A 21,362-nucleotide genomic window follows, 5' to 3' on the forward strand; every position below is an offset into this window, starting at 1 on the left:
GTCAGCGGCGCACGGCACGCAGGCGGGTCCACGCCTCAAGCGCCGCGGCCATCTCGGCATGCTTCTTGCTGGTGCCCTCGCCGGTGGCCGTCACGGCGGTGCCGACACTCACGGTGGCCACGAAGACTTTGGAGTGGTCCGGTCCGCTTTCGGCGACGGTGTACACCGGAACTCCGGCTCCCAACCGCGCGGCGGCTTCCTGCAGGCTGGTCTTGGGGTCCATCGAGATCCCGAAGTGGCCGGGGTCCGCCAGCATGGGCTGCAACAGCCGCATGACAAAACGCGTCGCGGAGTCCACGCCGGTGTCGAGGTAGACCGCGCCGATGAGCGCCTCGACGGTGTCGGCCAGGATCGACGACTTGTCGCGGCCACCGGTGAGGGTTTCCCCGCGTCCGAGGCGCACAAAACAACCCAAGCCGATACCGCGGGCGATTTCGGACAGGGCGGCCGTGGACACCAGGCTGGCCCGGCGCTTGGCAAGGTCGCCCTCCGGCAGCTGCGGGTAATCGCGGTACAGCATCACGGTCACCGCCTGGCCCAGAATCGAGTCGCCCAGAAATTCCAGGCGTTCGTTCGTGGGCAAGCCACCGTTCTCGTACGCGTATGAGCGGTGTGTCAACGCGAGTTCGAGAAGACCAGCGTCGACCTGCACGCCAAGAATCTCCTGCAGGGCCGCCATCGGATTCTCCGGCGCCCCTGTCTGTCCCCGGGCAGCAGAAACTCCTGCAGCAGAGACCGCTGCAGGAGCATCTGTTCCGGGATTTGCGTCAGAACCTGACACGGTTGCGCACCACCCCTTGGTTGAAGCTCTGACTAAACGTCAGCGACCTTACGGCCCTTGTACTCCATGAAGAGTGCGGTGCCGGCGGCGTCCGTGACGACCTTCGCGCGGTGCGGGAGGCTGTAGACAACCTTGCCGTTTTCCATGGTCTTCACCAGGGTGGGGGCTTCGGCCTTCCAGCAGGAACGGCGTGAGCGGGTGTTGGAGCGTGATTGCTTGCGCTTCGGGACTGCCATGACTACTTCTCTTCTCTATCCGGTACAGCATGGATGTGCTCATCCGTGCTGATGCTTTCGGAAGCTTGGAATTCCAATAGTGCGGACCATCTCGGATCCTGCACTTCACTCGGTTCGAGTTCAGGGGAAGTGGCACGCCGTTCCCCGGTCTCTGGGTCGAGACCTGGGCAATCCCGCCGGCAAACCGGCTGGAACGGCAGTGACAACACCACTGCATCCCTGATGAGAGGTTCAAGATCCACGTGGTCATCTTGAACCGCACACTCATAAGCTTCATCAAGAGCGTACGCGAAAAGTTCAACAAAATGAACTCGGACAGGCAATTCGATGTCAATCAGGCATCTTCCGCACTCTCCGGCGGCTTTTCCGGTGACATCGGCGGTCACCAGGATGCCCTCGTGGATGCATTCCAGACGCAGATCGGCCTCGAGGGTGGAGCCGGCTTTCACGGCAACGAGCGCTTCACCGAGGTCGTTGGGAACGACGATGTCGATGTTGCGCTCGTACATCGTTCCCGGGCGGTTGATGACGTCGCGAACGTCAACCTTGTACGGGGTCTTCTTGAACTTGATCACAAGGGAAAATTCTACGCGCCCCCGGGCGTGCCGGTGGCCAGGCCCATCCGGCGCAGTGCCGACGAGGTCAGCGACGTCGGGAACACCAGGGCCCTGGCCCGCTGGATGGCCCGGGAACCGTGCCGCACGGCGTGAACGACGACATCAAGATCGGCCAGCAGCCCGGCACCCGGGTTCGTTGGCGACCCGTCCCGGCGGGCGTAGTGCGCCTGTTCGGTGGCCACCAGCATCCGCTCGAGCGCCTCGCGGGCCCGGGGACTGTCGCCCACACCGGGCCTGTCCCGGATACTGTCGGCCAGCTCCCGTGCGGTGAGGGTGTCGTAGACCTCCAACCCGTGATCCACCGCGGTATCGGACAGCTCACGCCAGGCCAGCACCGCGCCGGCCCGATCCGCTGCCAGAAGGCGCCGCCGCCGCCGCCGCCGGGCCAGGCGGAACACGCCGGGGGCGAGCAGGAGAAGCAGGACACCCGTCGCCACGAGCCCGATCCGGGCGAGAATGTTGGGCAACTCATCCTCCTCGGCCGCCAGAGTGTCCACGGGGCCGCCCTCGAATCCGGGGTTGTCGTTGGCCCGCGGCACGACCGACGGCGCCTCACCCGCGGACGGCGCACCGGACGCCGTCGAGCTCTCCGGCGCGGCGTAGTCCGGAACCGTGCCCCGCCCAGGGGTCGGTTCGAAAGGCACCCAGCCGACCCCGACGAAGTAGAGCTCCGGCCAGGAGTGCAGGTCGTGCGAGTCGACGTTGTACCGGTTGATGCCGTCGACGGCCGTGGCCGTCCGGGTGCCGGGGAGGTACCCCAGCACGATCCGGGCCGGGATGCCCAGGCTGCGCGACATCAGGGCCATCGCCGAGGCGAAGTGCACACAGTAGCCGCGTTTCACGTCGAGGAACGTGGCGATGACATCGGCCCCGCCGCCGTCGTACCCCTCATCGACCGGAGCCTCGGTGTCGTAGTTGAATTCACTTCCGCGCAGGTAATCCTGGATGGCCACCGCGGCGTCGTAGTTCGACTCCGTACCCGTACTGACGATGCGGGCGGTGTCACCGATGATCCCGGGTGTTCCCATCGGCAGGAACAGACTCGGCTCGATGTCGACGGGGTACCGGGTGCCGGACTCACGAAGTTGTTCCCTGGTGGGCTGCAGTTCGAGGGACGTCACCGCGTAGCGCTGGCCGATGGTCGTGCTGTCGGTGCTCGAAATGGCTCGGGTGTCGTTGTTCCAGAACCAGTCCCCGGTGAGCCCATCGACGCTCGTTGCGGGCACGGGGACCGGCAGCATGTCGGTGCGGACCCCGTCGATGTCGATGATGGTGTTGGCCTCGGTCCTGGCCACCCGTTGGGAGAGCCCCGGCGGGTTCGCTATGGAGTCGACGGTCAGGTCCTCATCGACCTCGACGGCCCTCGGCAGCCACGTGGTGCCCTTGATGTCATCGAGGGTGAGCAGTGCGAGGTACGGCTGCTCGACGGCCGTTGTGCGGTAGTGCAGCGCGGGACCGGCCTTGGGCCTGCGCAGGTCCTGGCCGAGTTCGATCATCTGGCTGACTCCGGCACCGAAGAGCGCGCTGTCGGACCGCGAGCCGAAGGCTCCGCCGGAGATCACGGGCGCCGACAGGCTGAAGATCAGGGAGCCGACGATGCCGATGGCAGCGATGGCGATGGCTCCGCGTACGGCCCCGGTCGCACCCGTGATCCCTGTTCCGCGCCCGCCGGCCTGCCGGTTGACCCGCATCCCACGCAGATGCACGTCGATGCGCAGGAGGAGCAGATACGCGGCGGCAGTCGCAACGAGGGCGACCCAGTCCGCACCGGTGGGCACCACAAAACCGGGTACCGCAACGGGGACCAGGGCCGGGATCCCGGCCAACGCGGGCCGGCCCAGACCGATCGCGAGGATGTCCATCAGGATCGCCAACAGGCCCACTCCCACGGCCAGGAGGAACAGGATGCCGTCCAGCACCTGGGCCGGAGTGCCCTGCGTCTGAATGGAGCGCACCCCGTCAGTGGCCAGTTCGGTGAAGCGGGCGACGGTATCGCCGGTGGGAACCAGCCAGAGCAGCCCGGTCCCGCCACCGAAGAACAGTGTGAGTAGCACGATGAGCCCACCCGTCGCCAGCAGCGGCACGACCACACTGTGCACCCCCGCCCGACGCAGCCCTGCCGAACCGACGAGCACGACGCTCGCCACGATCAACAGCACCAACCACCACGACGATCCGGCCAGGACGGCGCCCAGGGCGGTGCATCCGGTCATCAGCAGCACCAGCAGCGCCAGGGTGAGCGGCCAGCGCACGATTTCAGTTCTGGTCATCGCGTCGCCGCCGTGTCCTGCCCGGCCTGCGCCCACGCAGCCGCGACCGGTGCCGACGTATCCACCGGCGCGCACTGCCAGCCGGCCTCGCTCAGGCGTTCGATGGAGTCGGCGCTCATGGTGTCGAACACGAACGCGACGGCGGGCTGGCAGAGGCCGCGCAGGGCGACCAGGTCACGCGTGTCGGCGGGGCCGATATCGACGAGAACCGCGAAGGACGGAACCTGACGGCCCAGAGTCGCTGCCGGCCGGTGGCCGAGGCCGTCATCGATCGCGGCGTGGGCCACGCGGTCACGTCGGACCACGATCGCCAGGGCATCGACAAGCGCGGGCACGCCTTCCGGACCGGTGAACGAAGCCGGGTCGTCGCCGCGCAGGCCCCCTCGCCGGCCGTTGTCCGGATCGTGAGGAACCCTGGAGTCCCCCGCCACTGGCCGCACGGGGAGGAGCTGGCAGGGGCCGAGCTCCACCACATCGAGTCTGAACCCGCCCTCGAGCAGATGAACGGCGACGGACGCGGCCAACTCGATGGCCAGCTCGAATTCGGCGTCGTGCCCGCGGTCGGCGCCCCGCCCTCCGCGGGTGGTGTCGAGGATGACGCGCGCTTCGGGATGGCTGCGTTGTTCCTCCTGCCGGACCATGATCTCGCCATGCCGGGCGGTCGCCGGCCAGTTGACCCTGCGCATCGGGTCCCCCGGCCGGTACTCCCTGGCGATCAATTCATCCGAGTCATTGTTGAGATGCCGGACACGCTCATGGCGGGAGCCCTCGCCCCGTGTGATCGACACACCGTTGCCCGGCAGCGAGGTGACCCTGGGCGTCACGGTCAAATCATGCGGTGCGCCGATCGGCCACTCGCTGTAGGCGAGTCCGAAGGGGTCCGACCGGCCGAGCATCAGCGGTCCGATCGGATACACCCCCCGCCGGGATGGATGCAGCTGATAGCTCACCACCGCGGTGTCTGCGGCGCTCGAGCGCCCGGCTCGCGCCGGTGCGAGGGACCGCAGCGGCTGGCTCGGCGGCACGGTGACGCCCTTGACCGCCGTGTCGCGCCAGCGCAGGCCGAGCAAGGGCGTTGGGGCGAGATTGCGGATCTGGATCGTCACGGTGGCGCTGGACCCCGCTGTCACGGTGCCGGGCCTGAACGTGCGGGTGACGGACACGCGCACCGGATGGACGAGGACGAAGCCGAGGGCCACTGTCGGGACCAGAAGCAGCACCCCGGCCACGAACAGGAGGTCGCGTTCGTCGTAGGCCCAGGCGACCGCGAACAGCACCGCCCCGACGCCCAGGAAAACGGCCCCGCGCGCTGTGGGGCGAACCAGTCGGCGGGCCCGGCCGCGTCGCCTGGTCAGGTCCGTCGGGGTCAAGCCCCTCTGCGTCTTGCTCATCTGCGTCACGTCCACCTGCATCTATGGCCCATGATGACTCCGATAGTGTGCCGCCCGCTACAGGCGGCCCTGCGACCCCGTCGGCACGGGCGTGGCCGCGAGGATGCGCCTGATCGTCTCCTCGATGAGCAGGGCGCTGTCCTGCGATCGATGGCCCAGTGCCCGGGTGGTGGGCACCAAACGGTGCCCGAGCACGGCGACGGCTAGCGAGTCGATGTCGTCGGGAAGCACATACTCCCTGCCGTGCAGAGCCGCCTGGGCCTTCGCGGCCCTGATCAGTTGCAGGGTAGCCCGCGGGCTCGCCCCCAACCGCAGGTCGCGGTCGTCCCGGGTGGCCCGCACCACGGCGACGGCGTACTCCTTGACCGCCCCGGAGGCGAACACGCTACGTGCGGCCGACATCATGCCCCGCAGCTGGGGGCCGGTGACCACGGCGTCGATCCTGGCCAGCGGGCTGGTCAGGTCGCGGGAGTCGAGCATCGAGAGTTCGGAGGCCGGGTCGGGGTATCCCATCGAGATGCGCGCCATGAAACGGTCGCGCTGGGCCTCGGGGAGGGCGTAGGTGCCCTCCATCTCGATGGGGTTCTGGGTGGCGACGACGGCGAACGGGCGCGCCAGCGGATAGCTGTGTCCGTCGACGGTGACCTGGCGTTCCTCCATGCACTCCAGCAGCGCGGATTGGGTCTTGGGACTGGCCCGGTTGATCTCGTCGCCGATCACGATGTTCGCGAAGATGGCGCCGGGCTTGAACTCGAACCGCCGCTCGGACTGGTTGTAGATCGACACCCCCGTCACATCCGAGGGCAGCAGGTCCGGCGTGAACTGGATGCGGCTGACGCTGCAGTCCACGGACTTGGCGAGCGCTTTGGCGAGCATGGTCTTGCCCACTCCGGGCACGTCCTCGATGAGGAGGTGTCCCTCGGCGAGGAGCACCGTGAGCGCGATCTGCACGGCCGAATGCTTGCCGTCGATGACGGACTCGACGTTGCGCATGATCGCGAGGGCGGCTCCCTGCACGTCGGCGAGAGCCACGTCGGTTTCACCGTCCCCGTCGATGGCGCTGCGGGATGCCGCACCGACGGTGGTCGTGCCGGCCACGGCCGACTCCGAGACCCAACGTCCCGGAAATGCGTTCATGCGAGCGGTCGATTCAGAAAGGCCGCGACGGCGGGCGGCACATACGGGGCGATGTCACCGCCGAGGGCGGCAACCTGACGCACCAGGGAGCTGGACACGTGGGCGTGAGCGGGGTCCGGCAGCATGAAGATGGTTTCGACGCCCGCGAGGTTGCGATTCACGATGGCCATCGGGGTCTCGTAGGCCACATCGATCTGAGAGCGGATGCCCTTGACCAGCACGCTGGCGCCCACGTCGACGCAATAGTCGACGAGCAGGCCCATGCTCCAGGAGCTGACGATGATGTTTCCCGGGAGTTCGGCCTCGATGATCGCCCGCTCGATGAGGGAGACCCGCTGGGTGATCGGCAGAAGCGCCGACTTGGCCGGGTTGTGCACCACAAGAACGTGCAGCTCGTCGTACAGTCCCGCCGCTCGTTGGATCACATCGAGGTGCCCCAGTGTGACGGGGTCGAATGAACCAGGTACGACGGCGATCCTGCGCATACGGTTCACCCTAGCGCCAGCTTGCAGCGCCCGCTGCCCGGTCCGGCCGGATTTCCCAGACGTTCAGACGCTGACGGTGACCCGTTCAGCCTTTGGAGAGCGCGGCGCGCTCCGAGTCGTCGAGCCGGCGGCGCACGGCCGCCCGCAACGCCGGCATGGTGCGCATCTCCGGGTCCCCGCCGATGAGTTCGCGGGCGGCGGTCCTGGCGTCGGCGATGATGTCGCCGTCGGTCGCCACGCGGAGCAGGCGCAGCGACGACTGGCCGCCGGACTGGAAGCGGCCGAGCACATCGCCCTCCTGCCGTTGCTCGAGGTCGACCTGCGCCAGGACGAACCCGTCGAGGGTGTTCGCGACGGCCTCGATGCGGTCCCGGGCCGGGGACCCCGACGGCGCCGCTGTCACAAGCAGGCACAGCCCGGGCACGCCGCCGCGGCCCACCCGGCCGCGCAACTGGTGCAGCTGGGACACGCCGAAGCGGTGGGCATCCATCACGACCATCACCGAGGCGTTGGGCACGTCGACGCCGACCTCGATGACGGTGGTGGCCACGAGCACCTGGATGTCACCGGCCGCGAAGGCCCGCATGGTGTCGTCCTTCTCGTCGGCGGTCATGGCGCCGTGCAGCGGTTCGATCCGGGCATCCCGCAGCAGCGGATGCCGGTGCAGCTCGGCGTTGAGCTCTTCGACGGTGGTCATCGGGGTGGCGTCGAAGTCGATCTCCTCGCCCTGTTCGAGCTTCTTCGGCGCGATCGCCGGGCACACCACGAAACACTGGCGGCCTAGCGCGAGCTCCTCGGACACCCGCTGCCACACCCGCACCACCCAGGCCGGTTTTTCGTCGAGGGGAACCACGAAGCTCTCGATCCCCGGGCGTCCGGACGGGAGCACGGCGATGGTGCTCACGTCGAGGTCACCGAACACCGTCATCGCGATGGTGCGCGGAATGGGCGTGGCGGTGAGCACCAGAACGTGCGGCGGCAGTTCGGCCTTCTGTCGCAGGGCCTCGCGCTGGTCGACGCCGAAACGGTGCTGTTCGTCGATGACGACCAGGCCGAGGTCGAAGAACCCGACGGTGTCACTGAGCAGGGCGTGTGTGCCGATCACGATGCGGGCCTGGCCGGACACCGTGCGCAGCAGTGCCTTCCGCCGTTCGGCGACGGGGAGCTGCCCGGTGAGCAGGGTGGGCATCAGTTCGGCGGTGAGGTCGGGGCCCAGGATGCGGGCTATCGAGCGCAGGTGTTGCCCGGCCAGCACCTCGGTGGGGGCCAGCAACGCCGCCTGGCCGCCGGAGTCCGCCACCGCGAGCATGGCGCGCAGGGCCACGACGGTCTTGCCGGAGCCGACCTCGCCCTGCACCAGCCGGTTCATCGGGGCGGTCAGAGCAATGTCTCGCAGGATCTCGGCGCCGGTGATCTCCTGGTCGACGGTGAGGGCGAACGGCAGCGTCGCGTCGAACCGCTCGAGGTAACCGCCGGGGACCGGCTGCCGCGACCGGGTCCGCAGGGCCCGGTGCTCGGTGTGCTGCTGCACCAGCACGCACTGCAGCACGAACGCCTCGGTGAAGCGGAGCGTCTCCCTGGCCTCGTTCCAGTCGTCGTCGGTGGTGGGGCGGTGGATGCGCAGCAGCGCGTCCCGGTGCTCGAGCAGGCCGCGTTCGCGGTGCATCCGCTCGGGGATCGGGTCCTCGACCGGGCCGAGCCTCTCGAGGACCTTCACGATCAGCTTGGCGATCTGCCAGCTCGTCACAGCAGCCGTCGCACCGTAGATCGGGATCGGCCGGTCGGCCCACAGGCGGGCCTCTGCGGCATCCTCCGGCGAGATCGTGGCGTCCATGGGGTCGTCGCTGCCCGGCACGATCTCGTAGTCGGGATGGGCGAGCTGACGGGTCTTGTTGAAAATCGTGACCTTGCCGGAGAACATCGCCCGTATGCCGGGGCGCAGGGTCCTGGACAACCAGGGCTGGTTGAAGAAGGTCAGCGAGAGCATGCCGCGCCCGTCGGAGATGATGACCTCCGTCCGGTGCGGTGACTTTTTGCCCGGCTGCCGGCTGCCGGGGCTCTTCACCGTCACGGACAGCACTTCGGCCAGCACTGTCACGGCCTCGTCCAGCGGCAACGCCGCCAGCGTGGTGAGTTCGCCGCGCCGGGCGTATCGGCGCGGATAGTGGCTGAGCAGGTCGCCCACCGTCGCCATGCCGAAGGCCTTGTCCAGCAGGGTCGCCTGGCCCTGGCCGAGAACGCCCCGAAGGGCCGAATCGAGGGTGAGCGCCCCGGGGTCGTCGGCGGGGTCCTCGTGCGAGGTGGCGGCATCCGAACCGGTCATACTCCGATGCTAAACGTCAGCACCGACGCCGGGCACCGACGCTGCAGACTGTGGATGGCGCGCGAAGGCTAGGCTCGAAGACAAATGACGCGAATTGTCGCCGGGTTCGCCGGCTCCCTCACCCTCACCGTGCCGGCCAAGGGCACCAGGCCCACCAGCGACCAGGTGCGCGAGGCACTGTTCTCGGCACTCGACGCCCGCGACGCCATCCGTGACTACAGGGTGCTCGACCTGTACGCCGGTTCCGGCGCACTCGGCCTCGAGGCCGCCAGCCGCGGCGCCAGGGTCGTCACCCTCGTCGAGAACGGCTTCGCGGCCAGCCAGACCTGCCGCAAGAACGCCGCCGCAGTGCAGAAGGCCGCCCCGAAGGGCGCAAACCTCGCTATCTCGGTGTCCAGCCAGGCCGTGCAATCCTTCCTGGCCGGCACCCCCGACGGCTTCGACCTGGTCTTCCTCGACCCGCCGTACGACCTCCCGGACGCCGAGCTGGCCGCGAACCTCGCCGCCCTGGCGCCACTGCTGGACCCGGACGCCCTCGTGGTGGTGGAACGCTCGTCCCGGTCGCCGGAACCCACCTGGGGACCCGGCCTCGTCGTGGAACGCCGCAAGAACTACGGCGACACCACCCTCTGGTACGCCGGGGTGGCCGGCCCGGTGTAGGAAACCCCTGAAGAGGGCTGGTCAGAACGGATTTTTGCGCCTACGGTTGATGTGTGGGCACCGTCGTCCACCGCATTCGAAAGGTCGACGCTGTGCGTGTAGCGGTTGTTTGTGCCAGCCAGTACGGCACCACCCTGGGCATCGCCGAACGGATCGGCGCCGAACTCGGCCTCGCCGGCCTGGACGCCCGCGTCTACGATGCCGCACAGCCCCCGCACGCGGAGGATGTGGCGGGATTCGACGCCTTCGTGGTGGGCAGCGCCGTGTACATGGGTCACTGGCTCAAGGATGCGACGACCTTCGTGCGCCGCTACCAGCCCACCCTTCTCGAACACCGGATCTGGCTGTTCAGCAGCGGCCCGCTCGGATCGGCCACCACGGATGCCGACGGCACCGATGTGCGGGAGAGCACCGTGCCCGCGGAGATCGCCGATTTCACCAACACCGTGCGGCCGGTCGGTCACCGGGTGTTCTACGGAGCCATCGATCCGGATGCGCTCAGCCTGGGGCACCGGGTGATTCGCAAGTTCCCCGGCGCGGCCGAGAAGATCCCGGCCGGCGACTTCCGCAACTGGCCGGAGATCGAGGCCTGGGCGAGGGAGATCGCCCGCGCCCTGGTCACGCCCGCCTGAGCCGGCTCATCGTTGGGGAGGGTGCCTCAGGTGGTGGCGCCGTCCCAGCCGCGGTACGGGTCCCAACCGCCCTGGGTGTGCGGCTCACCGTCCACGAGCACGATCCCGGACTCGCCGGTGACGGTGCCGAGGCGCCGGAATCCGGCGGGGAGCTCCGCGGTGGGCGGGAAGGTGGCCAGCAGGCCGTGGTCCTCTCCCCCGCCCAGGGCCAGCTCCCGCTGGTCCCCGAGCGCCGCTGAATCAAAATCGACGCCGACGCCACTGGCCCGCGCGAGCCGGCCCGCATCGATGGCCAGCCCGTCGGACACGTCGAGCATGGCCGTCGCTCCGGCGGCCGCCGCGACAGCGCCCAACCGGATCGGCGGTACCGGCGCCAGTTGCGCCTCGACGAACCGGGGCTCGCGCAGCTTGAGGGCATCGGCGGCCGGGCGGCTCGGCACTCCGTCGGCGTCCACCCCGAAGCGGAACAGCAGCCCGAGGCCGATGCCGGCGTCACCCAGACGTCCAGCGTGGGCAACGATGTCCCCCGGCCGGGCACCGGAACGCAGCACGGGCGCCCGACCCTCGAGGTCGCCGAAGGCCGTGATCGAGAGAGTGAGGGCGTCGGAGGCGGACAGGTCACCGCCCACGACCCCGCAGCCCGGAGCCAACGCTTCACAGCCGTCGCGCAACCCGTCGGCGATGCCGAGGATGACCGAGATCGGTGTGGACGGCGGAGCGGCGATGGCCACCACGAGCGCTGTTGGCCTGGCGCCCATCGCGGCGACATCGGACAGGTTCGTGGCGGCGGCCTTCCAGCCCAGGTCGTGCGGCGTCGACCAGGCCAGCCTGAAGTCCGGGCCCTGGATCATCATGTCGCAGGTGACGACGAACCGGCCGTCGGCCGCGGAGAGCACGGCGGCGTCGTCACCGGGTCCGAGCAACTCGGTGTCGGCGTGCGGCAGCCGCGGGAAGATGCGGGCGAGCACCTCGCCCTCGCTGAGGTCGGCCAGGGTCTGGTCGGGAGCATTGGTCATGCTTCAAACGGTAACCTGAATGTGATGACTCTCCAGTTCACCCTCTCTCGCCGGCTCCGCCACAGCACCGGTGTCCGCGCCGCGACAGCGCTGCTGCTCGCGGCCTCCGCCGTTGTGCTCACAGGGTGTGCCGCCGCGGTTCCGATGCAGCCGGCAGCGGATGCGGAGAACCCCGCCTGCGCCGACATCATCGTGCGCCTGCCGACGACCGTGGCCGACCAGCCCGAACGGGAGACGAACGCTCAGGCCACCGGCGCCTGGGGTGACCCCAGCGCGGTGCTGCTCACCTGCGGCGTCGAGGTGCCCGGACCCACCACGTTGCCGTGCGTGAGCATCAACGGAGTCGACTGGATCGAGGATGACAGCGAGGCGCCCATGTACCGGTACACCACGTATGGGCGTGAACCGGCCACGGAGGTCTACCTCGACTCCGAGCTGGTCAGCGGATCGACAACCCTGGTCGACCTCGCCGCGGCCGTCGCGAACGTTCCCGCCTCGAAGCAGTGCCTCAGCGCCGACGACGTGACCCTGCCCAGCGAGACGCCCGCGCCCTAAGGCGGGCTCCGCCGCGCGGAGGCCGCGGATGCCGTGCCCGGGCCCGCGCGCCCCTCATCGAGTTGCCGGAAATACCCCCTTCAGGGCAGCTGAAGGGGGCGTTTCACGGCAAGTGGTGGCGGCGTCTGCGTTACTCGGTGACGACGGCGGAGGTGCGGCGGCGCTTGTGCGCTGCCCGGGCCAGGGCCACCTCGATGAGTTCGTCGATCAGCTGCGGGTAGGTGTACCCGCTGGCCAGCCAGCAGCTGGGGAACATCGAGATGGGGGTGAAGCCCGGCATGGTGTTGATCTCGTTGATCACCCAGCCGTCGGCGGTGAGGAAGAAGTCCACCCTGGCCAGGCCGCCGGCGTCGATGGCCTCGAACGCCCGCACCGCGATGTCCTGCATCTCGGCCAGGTCCGCCGGGGCGAGGTCCGCCGGGCAGAGCAGTTCGATGCCCGCAGCGTCGAGGTACTTGGCGGCGAAGTCGTAGAAGTCGCGGCCGGTGACGACGACCTCACCGGCAACGGAGGCATGCGCCGGTTCGCCGGGGCGCCCCTGCAGCACGGCGACCTCGAGCTCGCGGCCCACCAGGCCCGCCTCGATGAGCACCTTGTCGTCCTCGGCCAGCGCCACGGCCATCGCCTCGGCCAGCTGGTCGGAGTTGGCGACCCGGCTCACGCCGACGCTGGAGCCGGCTCTGGCCGGCTTCACGAAGGCGGGCAGGCCCAGCTCCTCCAGGGCGGCGTAAGCCGACCCCGGCGCGTCGGCCCAGTCGTCCGCGGTGATGGTTCGCCAGGGGGCCACGGCCAGCCCCGAGTGCTGCAGAACGGTCTTGGTGAAGTGCTTGTCCATGCCCAACGCTGACGCGAGCACACCGGAGCCGACGAACGGCAGGTCGACGAGTTCGAGCATCCCCTGTACGGTGCCGTCTTCGCCGTATGGTCCGTGCAGGATCGGGAACACCAGGTCGATCGGGCCGAGGCTCCGGCGGCCGGAGTCGTCCACGACGATGAGTTCGCGGCTACGCGCACTGTCGGGCCAGAGCACCCGGGTCCCGTTGTCGGTGACCTCGGGCAGGGCGGCGGCGGTCAGCGCGAACTTGGTCGGATCGTCGTCTTCGAGCACGAAGGTGCCGTCGCGGGTGATGCCTACCGGGATGACCGTGTAGCGGTCCCGGTCAATTGCGGCCAGTACCCCGCCCGCTGTGGCGCAGCTGATCGAATGTTCGCTTGAACGCCCCCCAAACAGCAGCGCTACCGTGAGCTTGTCCGTCATCAATGGTCCTTTCACCCTGCGGTGCGCCGGAGTCAGTCGTGAGGTGCGGCGCAATATCCCGCGGCTTCAGCGTACCCGCCAGCACCTGGCGCACCTGTTCGACGATGGGCATGTCGACACCCTTGGCACGCGCCAACTCGAGGATCGGGCTCACGGATGCGAGTCCCTCTGTGGTCTGCTGCATCTGCGCGATGACGTCGTTGTAGCTGTAGCCCTGGCCGAGCAGCCGGCCGGCGGTGTTGTTGCGGGACAGCGGGGACTGGCAGGTCGCGATGAGGTCGCCGAGGCCCGCCAGACCCGCGAGGGTCTCCGGCTGGGCGCCGTAGGCCACGGCGAAGTCGGTCATCTCCACGAGCCCGCGGGTGATGATCGACGCCTTGGTGTTCTCGCCGTAGCCGACGCCGTCCACGATGCCGATCGCCACGGCGATGAGGTTCTTGAGCACGCCGCCGAACTCGGTGCCGATGACGTCGGTGTTCACGTACGACCTGAAGTACTTCGTGGTGGCCAACAGGGCCACGGCGTGCGCGGTATCCAGGTTCGACGAGGACACCACGGCGGCCGTGGGCTGCTCCTTGGCGATCTCCAGGGCGAGGTTGGGCCCGGAGATCGCGGCGATGCGGGCCGGGTCGATCGGCAGGACCTGCTCGATGATCTCGCTCATCCGCAGACCCGAGGAGCGTTCGACGCCCTTCATCAGCGACACGATGATGGCGTTGGGCGCCAGGAACGGTTCGGCCTGGATGAGGTTCTCGCGCAGGGACTGGCTGGGCACGGAGACGAAGACCTGATCGGCGCCGGCGAGGGCCAGATCGAGCCTGGACGTGGCGCGGAGGCCCACGGGCAGGTTGATGCCGGGCAGGTAGTCGCTGTTGCGGCGGCCCTCGGTGATCTCCTTCGCCAGCTCGGGGCGGCGGGCCCAGAGCACCACATCCGCTCCGCCGTCGGTGAGGATTTTCGCGAACGTGGTGCCCCAGCTTCCGGCGCCGAGAACGGCAACGCGGGTGCCTGGCTGGACTTTAGGCTTCAAAACGGCCGGTCTCTTTCTGATCGTGCTCAGAGGGGTTCCAGCGCTTGGCCGGTGCGGTCTCGTTGCGGAGGTCCTCGAGCAGGGCGGTGATGGCGTCCATCACCACGGCGGTCGCCTCGTTCAGCGTCGCCGTGTCGAGGTTGCGGCCGCGGAACTCGGCCAGGTCGAGCGGGTCGCCGATCTTGACCAGGATGGTCTTGCGCGGGAACAGGTGCAGCTTCTTGGAGTACCGCTCCATGAGCTGCTGGGTGCCCCAGTGCGCCGCCGGCACGATGGGGATGCCCTGCTCCAGGGCGATCCGCACGGCGCCGCTCTTGCCGCGCATGGGCCACATGCCCGGATCGCGGGTGAGGGACCCCTCCGGGTACACGACCACCATCTGGCCGCGTTCGACGAGCCGACGGGCGGCCTTGACGGGCTCGCTGCCGCGCACCGAACCGCCACGCTGCACCGGAATCTGCCCGGACTTCTTCAGCAGCCAGCCGGCAACGGGCAGCTTGAAGAGCGACGCCTTGGCCAGGAACCGCGGCAGCCGGCCGAGCTTCCAGCTGACCATGCCCATCACGATCGGATCGATCTCGCTGTAGTGGTTGGGCGAGAGAACGAACGCGCCCTCACGGGGGAACTTGTGGCCGTCGGTGATCTTGTAGCGCGCGGCCAGGTTCATCGGCGGCAGCACGAGCACGGCAAGCAGCCAGAAAATCGAGGGTTTGCTCTTCTCGGAGCGCACCCGGCCGGACTTCGTCACCGGTAACGACGGGGAATCTGGCGCGTTGGAATCTGGCACGTCTGTATCTGGCACGGTGCCATTATCCTTCGAGATCGAAGTCAGCCCCCAACAGACGCAGCTTGGTGATGAAGTTCTCGTACCCGCGGCTGATGATTCCCACGTTGCTCACGGTGGAGGTTCCCTCGGCCGTGAGGGCCGCGATGAGGTGGCTGAAGCCACCGCGCAGGTCGGGTACCTCGATGTCGGCGCCGACCAGCTTGGTCGGGCCGGCGATGACGGCGGAGTGGTTGAAGTTGCGCTGACCGAAGCGGCACGGGTGCCCGCCGAGGCACTCGCGGTGGATCTGGATGGTGGCGCCCATCTCGACCAGGGCGTCGACGAAGCCGAAGCGCTGCTCGTAGACGGTTTCGTGCACGATCGACACGCCGTGGGCGTGGGTGAGCGCAATCACGAGCGGCTGCTGCCAGTCGGTCATGAAGCCGGGGTGAACATCCGTCTCGATGATGACGGGCTTGAGGTCGCCGCCCGGGTGGTAGAAACGGATGCCGTCGTCGTGGATGTCGAACGCGCCGCCGACCTTGCGGAAGACGTTGAGGAAGGTGAGCATCTCGGCCTGCTTGGCGCCGCCGACGAAGATGTCACCGTCGGTGGCCAGCGCGGCCGCGGCCCAGCTGGCGGCCTCGTTGCGGTCGAACAGGGCGCGGTGCTGGTAGCCCTGCAGGCTGTCGACACCCTCGATGCGGATGACCCGGTCGGTGTCGACCGTGATGATGGCGCCCATCTTCTGCAGGATGTTGATGAGGTCCATGATCTCGGGCTCGATCGCGGCGTTCTTGAGCTCGGTGATGCCCTCAGCACGCACGGCGGTCAGCAGCACCTGCTCGGTGGCGCCCACGCTCGGGTACGGCAACTCCACCTTGGTGCCCTTGAGGCCGTTCGGCGCCGACATGCGGATGCCGCTCTCCTGCTTCTCGACGACGGCGCCGAACTTGCGCAGCACCTCAAGGTGGTAGTCGATGGGGCGGTCGCCGATGCGGCAGCCGCCGAGGTCGGGGATGAAAGCTTCGCCGAGGCGGTGCAGCAGCGGGCCGCAGAACAGGATCGGGATGCGGGAGGAGCCGGCGTGGGCGTCGATGTCGGCGTAGTGCGCGCTCTCCACGTCCACCGGGTCCAGCTGCAGGCTGCCGGGCTCGTCGCCCTCGGTCACCTTGACGCCGTGGGCCTCGAGCAGGCCGCGCACGATGCGTACGTCGCTGATGTTCGGCACGTCACGCAGGATGCTCGGGGTTTCGCCGAGGAGTGCGGCAACCATGGCCTTGGTGACCAGGTTCTTGGCACCCTTGACCTCGATGCGACCGACCAGGGGGCGGCCGCCGCGGATGGTGATCTTGTCGCCGACCAGGCCTACATTGGCTCCGTGACTCTGCGCGTTTCCGCGCTCTGCATTCTCTTGAACGTTTTCGCGGACCTGATTGTTTTCGCCGACGATGATCACAAATTTACCTGCCTTGCGGGGAGAGTGCGGGGGCGCCAGGGCTCCCGGTGGGATTCGAATTCTGCGATTCGCGCTTCGTCGCGCAGGGTCAGGCCGATGTCGTCCAGGCCTTCCAGCAGTCGCCATCTAGTGTATTCGTCGACCTCGAATGAGACTGTGAGGTCGCCGACACTGGCAGTAGAGGCAACCAGATCCACGGTCAGTTCTATTCCGGGGTTCGCCTCGAGTATCCCCCAGAGTGTCTCGGCGTCGTCCTCACTGATCTGACCGGCCAGTAGACCCTGCTTGCCCGAGTTGCCCCGGAAAATGTCGCCGAATCGGGGGCTCAGCACCACATCGAAGCCGAAATCGCGCAGCGCCCAGACAGCGTGTTCACGCGAAGATCCGGTGCCGAAGTCGGCGCCGACTACCAGGACCTTGGGGCTCTGGTAGGCCGGTTGGTTGAGAATGAACTCAGGATCCTGCCGCCAACCGTAGAAGAGGGCGTCTTCGAATCCGGTCTTGGTGACGCGCTTGAGGAACACTGCGGGGATGATCTGGTCGGTGTCGACGTTCGAGCGGCGCATGGGAACGGCGACACCGGTGACGGTGGTGAATTTCTGCATGACGACTGCTCCTAGACGCTGGCGGGGACGAAAAAGGCGGGAACGGCCTCGTGGCCGAGCGTGCCGTCCTGGACGAGGTCCCACGGGCTTGAGAGGGTGCCGCGGATGGCGGTGGCTGCGGCCACCAGCGGGGAGACCAGGTGGGTGCGTCCGCCCTTGCCCTGCCGTCCTTCGAAGTTGCGGTTGCTGGTGGAGGCGCAGCGCTCCCCCGGAGCCAGCTGGTCCGGGTTCATGCCCAGGCACATCGAGCAGCCGGCGAAACGCCATTCGGCGCCGAACGCGAGGAAGATCTGGTCGAGGCCTTCGGCTTCGGCCTCGATCCGCACGCGGGCGGACCCGGGCACCACGAGCATCCGCACGCCGTCGGCAATGGACTTGCCCTTGATGATCTCGGCGGCGGCGCGCAAGTCTTCGACCCGGCTGTTGGTGCAGGAGCCGAGGAACACGGTGTCGACGCGGATGTCCTTCATCGCGGTACCGGCGGCCAGGTCCATGTATTCGAGGGCGCGTTCGGCGGCGCTGCGCTCGTTGGCGTCGGCGATCTCGGCGGGGTTGGGCACGGTGTCGCTGAGCGAGACGCCCTGGCCGGGGTTGGTGCCCCAGGTCACGAACGGTTCGAGGGTGTCGGCGTCGAGGATCACCTCGGCGTCGAAGGTGGCGCCCTCGTCGGTGGCCAGCGTGTCCCAGTACGCGACGGCGTCGTCCCAATCGGTGCCGGCCGGCGCGTGGGCGCGGCCCTTGAGGTAGGCGTAGGTGGTGGCGTCCGGCGCGACCATACCGGCACGGGCGCCGGCCTCGATCGACATGTTGCAGATCGTCATGCGGCCCTCCATGGAGAGCGCGCGGATGGCGCTGCCACGGTATTCGAGCACGTAGCCCTGGCCGCCGCCGGTGCCGATCCTGGCGATCACGGCGAGGATGATGTCCTTGGCGGTGACGCCGGGACGCAGGGTGCCGTCGACGGTGATGGCCATGGTCTTGAACGGCTTGAGCGGCAGCGTCTGGGTGGCCATGACGTGCTCCACCTCGCTGGTGCCGATGCCCAGCGCCATGGCGCCGAAGGCCCCGTGGGTGGAGGTGTGCGAGTCGCCGCAGACGACCGTGATGCCCGGCTGGGTCAGGCCCAGCTGCGGGCCGACGACGTGCACGATGCCCTGTTCGATATCGCCCAGGGAGTGCAGGCGGATGCCGAACTCGGCGCAGTTGCGGCGAAGTGTTTCGATCTGGGTGCGGCTGGTGAGATCGGCGATGGGCCGGTCGATCGCCAGGGTCGGCGTGTTGTGGTCCTCGGTCGCGATCGTCAGGTCGGGCCGGCGAACCGGGCGACCGGCCAGGCGCAGGCCGTCGAAGGCCTGGGGGCTGGTGACCTCGTGCACGAGGTGCAGGTCGATGTAGATGAGGTCCGGGGTGCCGTTCTCGCCCTTGGCTACCAGGTGTTTGTCCCACACCTTCTCGGCCAGCGTGCGGGGGCGGATGTCCGGCGTGGGTGGATCGGTGATCACTGCGTTAGTCATGTTCGTGCGTCTTCCTCGGGAACGGTGGTCAGCCAACGACAAACTCCGCGACGAGTGGGCCTGTTAGATACGAGACTCGTCGCGGCACAGAAGAAGAAGTCGACGTTGCAGCACACCTCAGGCTAACACGCGCTTTAAAGTCCGCGAACTGTGAGCTGTGCCCCTAAAAATCGCGCATCCTGGTGGGCTTCTCACGGTTCGCGGATGTCGGCGGGCCATGGCCGTGGGGGGACGGTCGACGTATGGTGTGCGCATGACGACCGTGACCGCTCCGAAGACCACTGGCAGGGTGCTCATCGTGATCCTGCTGGCCCAGTTCATCATCGTCGTCGACTCCACGTTCATGAACGTGTCGCTGTCGACCCTCGTGGAGGATTTTGACACGACGGTCACCGGCATCCAGAACGCCATCACGCTGTACACCCTGGTGATGGCCGCCTTCATGATCGCCGGCGCCAAGGTGGGCGACATCATCGGCCGCAAGCGCGCCTTCGTGATCGGCCTCAGCGTGTACTCGGTCGGCACGACCATCACCGCGCTCTCCCCCACGCTGACCGTGTTCATCCTGGGCTGGTCATTCCTCGAGGGGCTGGGCGCGGCCATGATGCTCCCGGCCATGATGTCGCTGATCGTGTCGAACTTCGCCGCCGGCCCCGCCCGGGCGAAGGCCTACGCCGGCTTCGCCGCCATCGCGGGGATCGCCGCGGGGATCGGCCCGATCATCGGGGGCCTGTTCACGTCGTACCTCTCCTGGCGGTTGGCCTTCGCCAGCGAACTGCTCGTGGCGCTGTTCATCTTCACCCAGCTGAAAATCATCAAGGATGCGCCCTTCCTGGGCCGGAAACCCCGCTTCGACTGGCCGGGGTTCATCCTCAGCTCCGCCGGACTCATCACGGCGGTTCTGGGCATCGTGATGGCCTCGGCCTACGGCCTTTTCATCAGTCGCGTTGACGTTGAGATCTTCGGTCAGGTCGTGCTCACCGCCGGCCAGATCTCACCGACGGTCATCCTCGTGTCGATCGGCCTGGTGTTCCTCCTCGTCTTCGTCTTGGTGGAACGAAGCCGGGATCGCCACCACCACGACACGCTCCTGGACCTGAACCTTTTCGGCATCCGGGCCGTCTCGTCGGGGTCGGCCGTGCAGCTGCTTCAGTACCTCGTGCTGACCGGCGCGATCTTCGCACTCTCCCTCTACGTGCAGATGGAACTGAATTACTCGGCGATCCAGAGCGGGCTCACCCTGCTGCCGTTGTCCCTGGCCGTCCTCCTGTCGGCGGCGGTGAGCGGGCGGGTGTTCAGCCGCCGGTTCGCGCCGCGCTCGGTGATCCTCGCCGGCTTCGCCATCATCGTGCTCGGCGCGGCGGCCATGGGGGTGCTGGCCAGGGATGCGACGAGCGGCACCGAATTCATCCTGGGGCTGGCGCTGGTCGGTTTCGGTGCGGGCACCATCGCTTCCCAGAATCAGAACCTGATCATGTCGTCGGTGAAACCGCAGCGTTCCAACGAAACGTCCGGGGTCATCAACACCTCCCAGAACATCGGCGCATCTCTGGGCACATCCCTGGCCGGGGCGCTCATCCTGTCGGTGTTCGTCCTGACGGCGACAAGCCTGATCGACGAGAGTCCGGTCTTCTCCTCCTCCGAACAGTCCCAGTTGGACACCGCGGTCACCGAAAAGGCTCAGATCATCAGCGACGCGCAGCTCGGCAACGCCGTCGCGGAGCTGCCCGCCGACCAACAGGCCGAGATCATCGAGATCAACGCCGAGGCCCGGCAGACGGCGCTCACCGTGGTCTACGCCGGCCTGGCCCTCGCCGGACTGCTCGGCTTCGCTGCTGCACTGCGGCTGCCCAAGACGCCGCCGCTTTCGAGCACAGGCCCTGGCGGAACCGGCTCGAGCACGGACAGCACAGCCGGACAGCCCTAGGCGTCGGGCCGCGACACCTGCACGACGAATTCACCGAGGGAGAGGCTGACGCCGGCGCCCATCGCGGTGCGGACGCCCGGATTCACGGGAGTGCGTTCGCCGTGCACGTCGCCGACAGTGACGCCGTTGGTGGAGTGCAGGTCGGTGACCCACAGCTCCCCGTCGACCAGCTCGACGAGGGCGTGCGACTTCGACACCGACCGGGCCGGGTCGATCACGCTGACCATCGTCGCGGCCCGGCGGGTGACCGGGGCCGGGTCGCGGCCCAGCACGAGCGAACCCGTCACCGGGATGGTCTGGCCGTCGGCAAGGGTGAGCTGCCAGACGGATGCGGCCTGCGAGGCAGCCGCGCGCTGCGGAGCGACCGCAGGCAGCGGAGTGCGCGGCGGCGGCGAGCCGGGGAATGTGGGAACAAACGCGGGGATGGACAGCACCGGCGCTGCCCCCGGCGGCGCGACCGCGGGGGCCCCGGCCAGCGGGGCGGCTCCCACCGTGGGCATCGGCGGGCCGGTCGGCGGCGCCGCATTGTCGGCGACCGCCGGAGCGCCACCCCCTGGCGCCGGCGGGATGGCGCCGATCAGGTTCTTGTGCGGCACCCGCGCCGTTGATTCCTCGTCGACCTCGGCGTCAGCCTCAGCGTCTTTCGAGCGAAACATCCCCGGCGGGGGAACTATGAAGTCCGGATTTTCCACGGTGCAAC

20 protein-coding genes are annotated in these 21,362 nt (G+C 68.3%); 4 read left to right on the forward strand and 16 right to left on the reverse strand.

What is annotated here, in order from left to right:
• Position 1: 1 nt before the first annotated feature.
• From rnc to E3O57_RS10175, 8 genes are all read right to left on the reverse strand, one after another.
• Positions 2–679 (reverse strand): ribonuclease III, encoded by a 678-nt coding sequence (rnc, locus tag E3O57_RS10140; protein ID WP_103479604.1) that lies wholly within the window; start codon positions 677–679, stop codon positions 2–4.
• Positions 680–813: 134 nt separating this feature from the next.
• Positions 814–1,017 (reverse strand): 50S ribosomal protein L32, encoded by a 204-nt coding sequence (gene rpmF / locus E3O57_RS10145; RefSeq protein ID WP_066596228.1) that lies wholly within the window; start codon positions 1,015–1,017, stop codon positions 814–816.
• Positions 1,018–1,019: 2 nt separating this feature from the next.
• Positions 1,020–1,592 (reverse strand): YceD family protein, encoded by a 573-nt coding sequence (locus E3O57_RS10150; RefSeq protein WP_327016791.1) that lies wholly within the window; start codon positions 1,590–1,592, stop codon positions 1,020–1,022.
• 11 nt (positions 1,593–1,603) lie between these two features.
• Positions 1,604–3,904: a DUF3488 and transglutaminase-like domain-containing protein gene (locus E3O57_RS10155; protein WP_133159797.1), complete on the reverse strand. Its 2,301-nt coding sequence runs from the start codon at positions 3,902–3,904 to the stop codon at positions 1,604–1,606.
• Positions 3,901–5,316 carry a DUF58 domain-containing protein gene (locus tag E3O57_RS10160; protein WP_103479606.1) on the reverse strand — a complete coding sequence of 472 codons (1,416 nt, stop codon included), beginning with the start codon at positions 5,314–5,316 and terminating at the stop codon, positions 3,901–3,903. The genes E3O57_RS10155 and E3O57_RS10160 overlap by 4 nt, the downstream gene beginning before the upstream one ends.
• Before the next feature lie 36 nt (positions 5,317–5,352).
• Complete coding sequence (locus E3O57_RS10165; protein WP_370289984.1) at positions 5,353–6,288, reverse strand: AAA family ATPase; 936 nt, start codon at positions 6,286–6,288, stop codon at positions 5,353–5,355.
• Positions 6,289–6,428: 140 nt separating this feature from the next.
• Positions 6,429–6,917, reverse strand: coding sequence for a pantetheine-phosphate adenylyltransferase (gene coaD, locus E3O57_RS10170; protein WP_088456502.1), 489 nt, complete (start codon positions 6,915–6,917; stop codon positions 6,429–6,431).
• A gap of 85 nt (positions 6,918–7,002) precedes the next feature.
• Positions 7,003–9,240, reverse strand: coding sequence for an ATP-dependent DNA helicase RecG (locus E3O57_RS10175; protein ID WP_103479607.1), 2,238 nt, complete (start codon positions 9,238–9,240; stop codon positions 7,003–7,005).
• Positions 9,241–9,324: 84 nt separating this feature from the next.
• Between E3O57_RS10175 and rsmD the strand changes: the two genes are divergently transcribed.
• Both rsmD and E3O57_RS10185 read left to right on the forward strand, forming a co-directional pair.
• The gene (gene rsmD / locus E3O57_RS10180) at positions 9,325–9,900 is read left to right on the forward strand and encodes a 16S rRNA (guanine(966)-N(2))-methyltransferase RsmD (RefSeq protein ID WP_088456504.1); all 576 of its coding nucleotides are present in this window, start codon (positions 9,325–9,327) and stop codon (positions 9,898–9,900) included.
• A 92-nt stretch (positions 9,901–9,992) separates the two neighbouring features.
• Positions 9,993–10,532 (forward strand): flavodoxin domain-containing protein, encoded by a 540-nt coding sequence (locus tag E3O57_RS10185; RefSeq protein ID WP_103479633.1) that lies wholly within the window; start codon positions 9,993–9,995, stop codon positions 10,530–10,532.
• Positions 10,533–10,558: 26 nt separating this feature from the next.
• On the opposite strand, the gene thiL is transcribed toward E3O57_RS10185, so the two are convergent.
• Positions 10,559–11,548, reverse strand: a complete 990-nt coding sequence (gene thiL / locus E3O57_RS10190) for a thiamine-phosphate kinase (protein WP_103460008.1) — start codon at positions 11,546–11,548, stop codon at positions 10,559–10,561.
• Positions 11,549–11,572: 24 nt separating this feature from the next.
• On the opposite strand from thiL, the gene E3O57_RS10195 reads away from it, so the two are divergent.
• Positions 11,573–12,103 (forward strand): DUF3515 domain-containing protein, encoded by a 531-nt coding sequence (locus E3O57_RS10195; RefSeq protein WP_103460009.1) that lies wholly within the window; start codon positions 11,573–11,575, stop codon positions 12,101–12,103.
• A gap of 130 nt (positions 12,104–12,233) precedes the next feature.
• On the opposite strand, the gene E3O57_RS10200 is transcribed toward E3O57_RS10195, so the two are convergent.
• The 6 genes from E3O57_RS10200 to leuC form a co-directional block, all read right to left on the reverse strand.
• Positions 12,234–13,361, reverse strand: coding sequence for a D-alanine--D-alanine ligase family protein (locus E3O57_RS10200; protein WP_103460010.1), 1,128 nt, complete (start codon positions 13,359–13,361; stop codon positions 12,234–12,236).
• Positions 13,264–14,391: an NAD(P)H-dependent glycerol-3-phosphate dehydrogenase gene (locus E3O57_RS10205; protein WP_088456508.1), complete on the reverse strand. Its 1,128-nt coding sequence runs from the start codon at positions 14,389–14,391 to the stop codon at positions 13,264–13,266. The genes E3O57_RS10200 and E3O57_RS10205 overlap by 98 nt, the downstream gene beginning before the upstream one ends.
• Positions 14,381–15,193 carry a lysophospholipid acyltransferase family protein gene (locus E3O57_RS10210; RefSeq protein WP_370289979.1) on the reverse strand — a complete coding sequence of 271 codons (813 nt, stop codon included), beginning with the start codon at positions 15,191–15,193 and terminating at the stop codon, positions 14,381–14,383. Before E3O57_RS10210 ends, E3O57_RS10205 begins: the two co-directional genes overlap by 11 nt.
• 7 nt (positions 15,194–15,200) lie before the next feature.
• Complete coding sequence (gene murA, locus E3O57_RS10215) at positions 15,201–16,523, reverse strand: UDP-N-acetylglucosamine 1-carboxyvinyltransferase (RefSeq protein ID WP_165787962.1); 1,323 nt, start codon at positions 16,521–16,523, stop codon at positions 15,201–15,203.
• 89 nt (positions 16,524–16,612) lie between these two features.
• Positions 16,613–17,221 carry a 3-isopropylmalate dehydratase small subunit gene (leuD, locus tag E3O57_RS10220; protein ID WP_088456509.1) on the reverse strand — a complete coding sequence of 203 codons (609 nt, stop codon included), beginning with the start codon at positions 17,219–17,221 and terminating at the stop codon, positions 16,613–16,615.
• An 11-nt stretch (positions 17,222–17,232) separates the two neighbouring features.
• Positions 17,233–18,735: a 3-isopropylmalate dehydratase large subunit gene (gene leuC / locus E3O57_RS10225; protein WP_103479608.1), complete on the reverse strand. Its 1,503-nt coding sequence runs from the start codon at positions 18,733–18,735 to the stop codon at positions 17,233–17,235.
• 253 nt (positions 18,736–18,988) lie between these two features.
• Between leuC and E3O57_RS10230 the strand changes: the two genes are divergently transcribed.
• Positions 18,989–20,662, forward strand: a complete 1,674-nt coding sequence (locus E3O57_RS10230; protein ID WP_165787956.1) for an MFS transporter — start codon at positions 18,989–18,991, stop codon at positions 20,660–20,662.
• Here the strand turns inward: E3O57_RS10230 and E3O57_RS10235 are convergent.
• A complete protein-coding gene (locus E3O57_RS10235) occupies positions 20,659–21,354 on the reverse strand; it encodes an FHA domain-containing protein (RefSeq protein ID WP_133159798.1) in 696 nt (231 codons plus the stop codon). The two genes, E3O57_RS10230 and E3O57_RS10235, sit on opposite strands and share 4 nt — an antisense overlap.
• Positions 21,355–21,362 lie beyond the last annotated feature (8 nt).

It is taken from the genome of Cryobacterium sp. TMN-39-2, from assembly GCF_004402745.1.
Taxonomy (GTDB): Bacteria; Actinomycetota; Actinomycetes; order Actinomycetales; family Microbacteriaceae; genus Cryobacterium; species Cryobacterium zongtaii.

Bases quoted from the DNA above. Each gene is read 5' to 3' on its own strand.
- rnc (WP_103479604.1), bottom strand. From the start codon at position 679: ATGGCGGCCCTGCAGGAGATTCTTGGCGTGCAGGTCGACGCTGGTCTT.
- rpmF (WP_066596228.1), bottom strand. From the start codon at position 1,017: ATGGCAGTCCCGAAGCGCAAGCAATCACGCTCCAACACCCGCTCACGC.
- E3O57_RS10155 (WP_133159797.1), bottom strand. From the start codon at position 3,904: ATGACCAGAACTGAAATCGTGCGCTGGCCGCTCACCCTGGCGCTGCTG.
- E3O57_RS10160 (WP_103479606.1), bottom strand. From the start codon at position 5,316: ATGCAGGTGGACGTGACGCAGATGAGCAAGACGCAGAGGGGCTTGACC.
- E3O57_RS10165 (WP_370289984.1), bottom strand. From the start codon at position 6,288: ATGCGCAACGTCGAGTCCGTCATCGACGGCAAGCATTCGGCCGTGCAG.
- coaD (WP_088456502.1), bottom strand. From the start codon at position 6,917: ATGCGCAGGATCGCCGTCGTACCTGGTTCATTCGACCCCGTCACACTG.
- E3O57_RS10175 (WP_103479607.1), bottom strand. From the start codon at position 9,240: ATGACCGGTTCGGATGCCGCCACCTCGCACGAGGACCCCGCCGACGAC.
- rsmD (WP_088456504.1), top strand. From the start codon at position 9,325: ATGACGCGAATTGTCGCCGGGTTCGCCGGCTCCCTCACCCTCACCGTG.
- thiL (WP_103460008.1), bottom strand. From the start codon at position 11,548: ATGACCAATGCTCCCGACCAGACCCTGGCCGACCTCAGCGAGGGCGAG.
- E3O57_RS10195 (WP_103460009.1), top strand. From the start codon at position 11,573: ATGACTCTCCAGTTCACCCTCTCTCGCCGGCTCCGCCACAGCACCGGT.
- E3O57_RS10200 (WP_103460010.1), bottom strand. From the start codon at position 13,361: ATGACGGACAAGCTCACGGTAGCGCTGCTGTTTGGGGGGCGTTCAAGC.
- leuD (WP_088456509.1), bottom strand. From the start codon at position 17,221: ATGCAGAAATTCACCACCGTCACCGGTGTCGCCGTTCCCATGCGCCGC.
- leuC (WP_103479608.1), bottom strand. From the start codon at position 18,735: ATGACTAACGCAGTGATCACCGATCCACCCACGCCGGACATCCGCCCC.
- E3O57_RS10230 (WP_165787956.1), top strand. From the start codon at position 18,989: ATGACGACCGTGACCGCTCCGAAGACCACTGGCAGGGTGCTCATCGTG.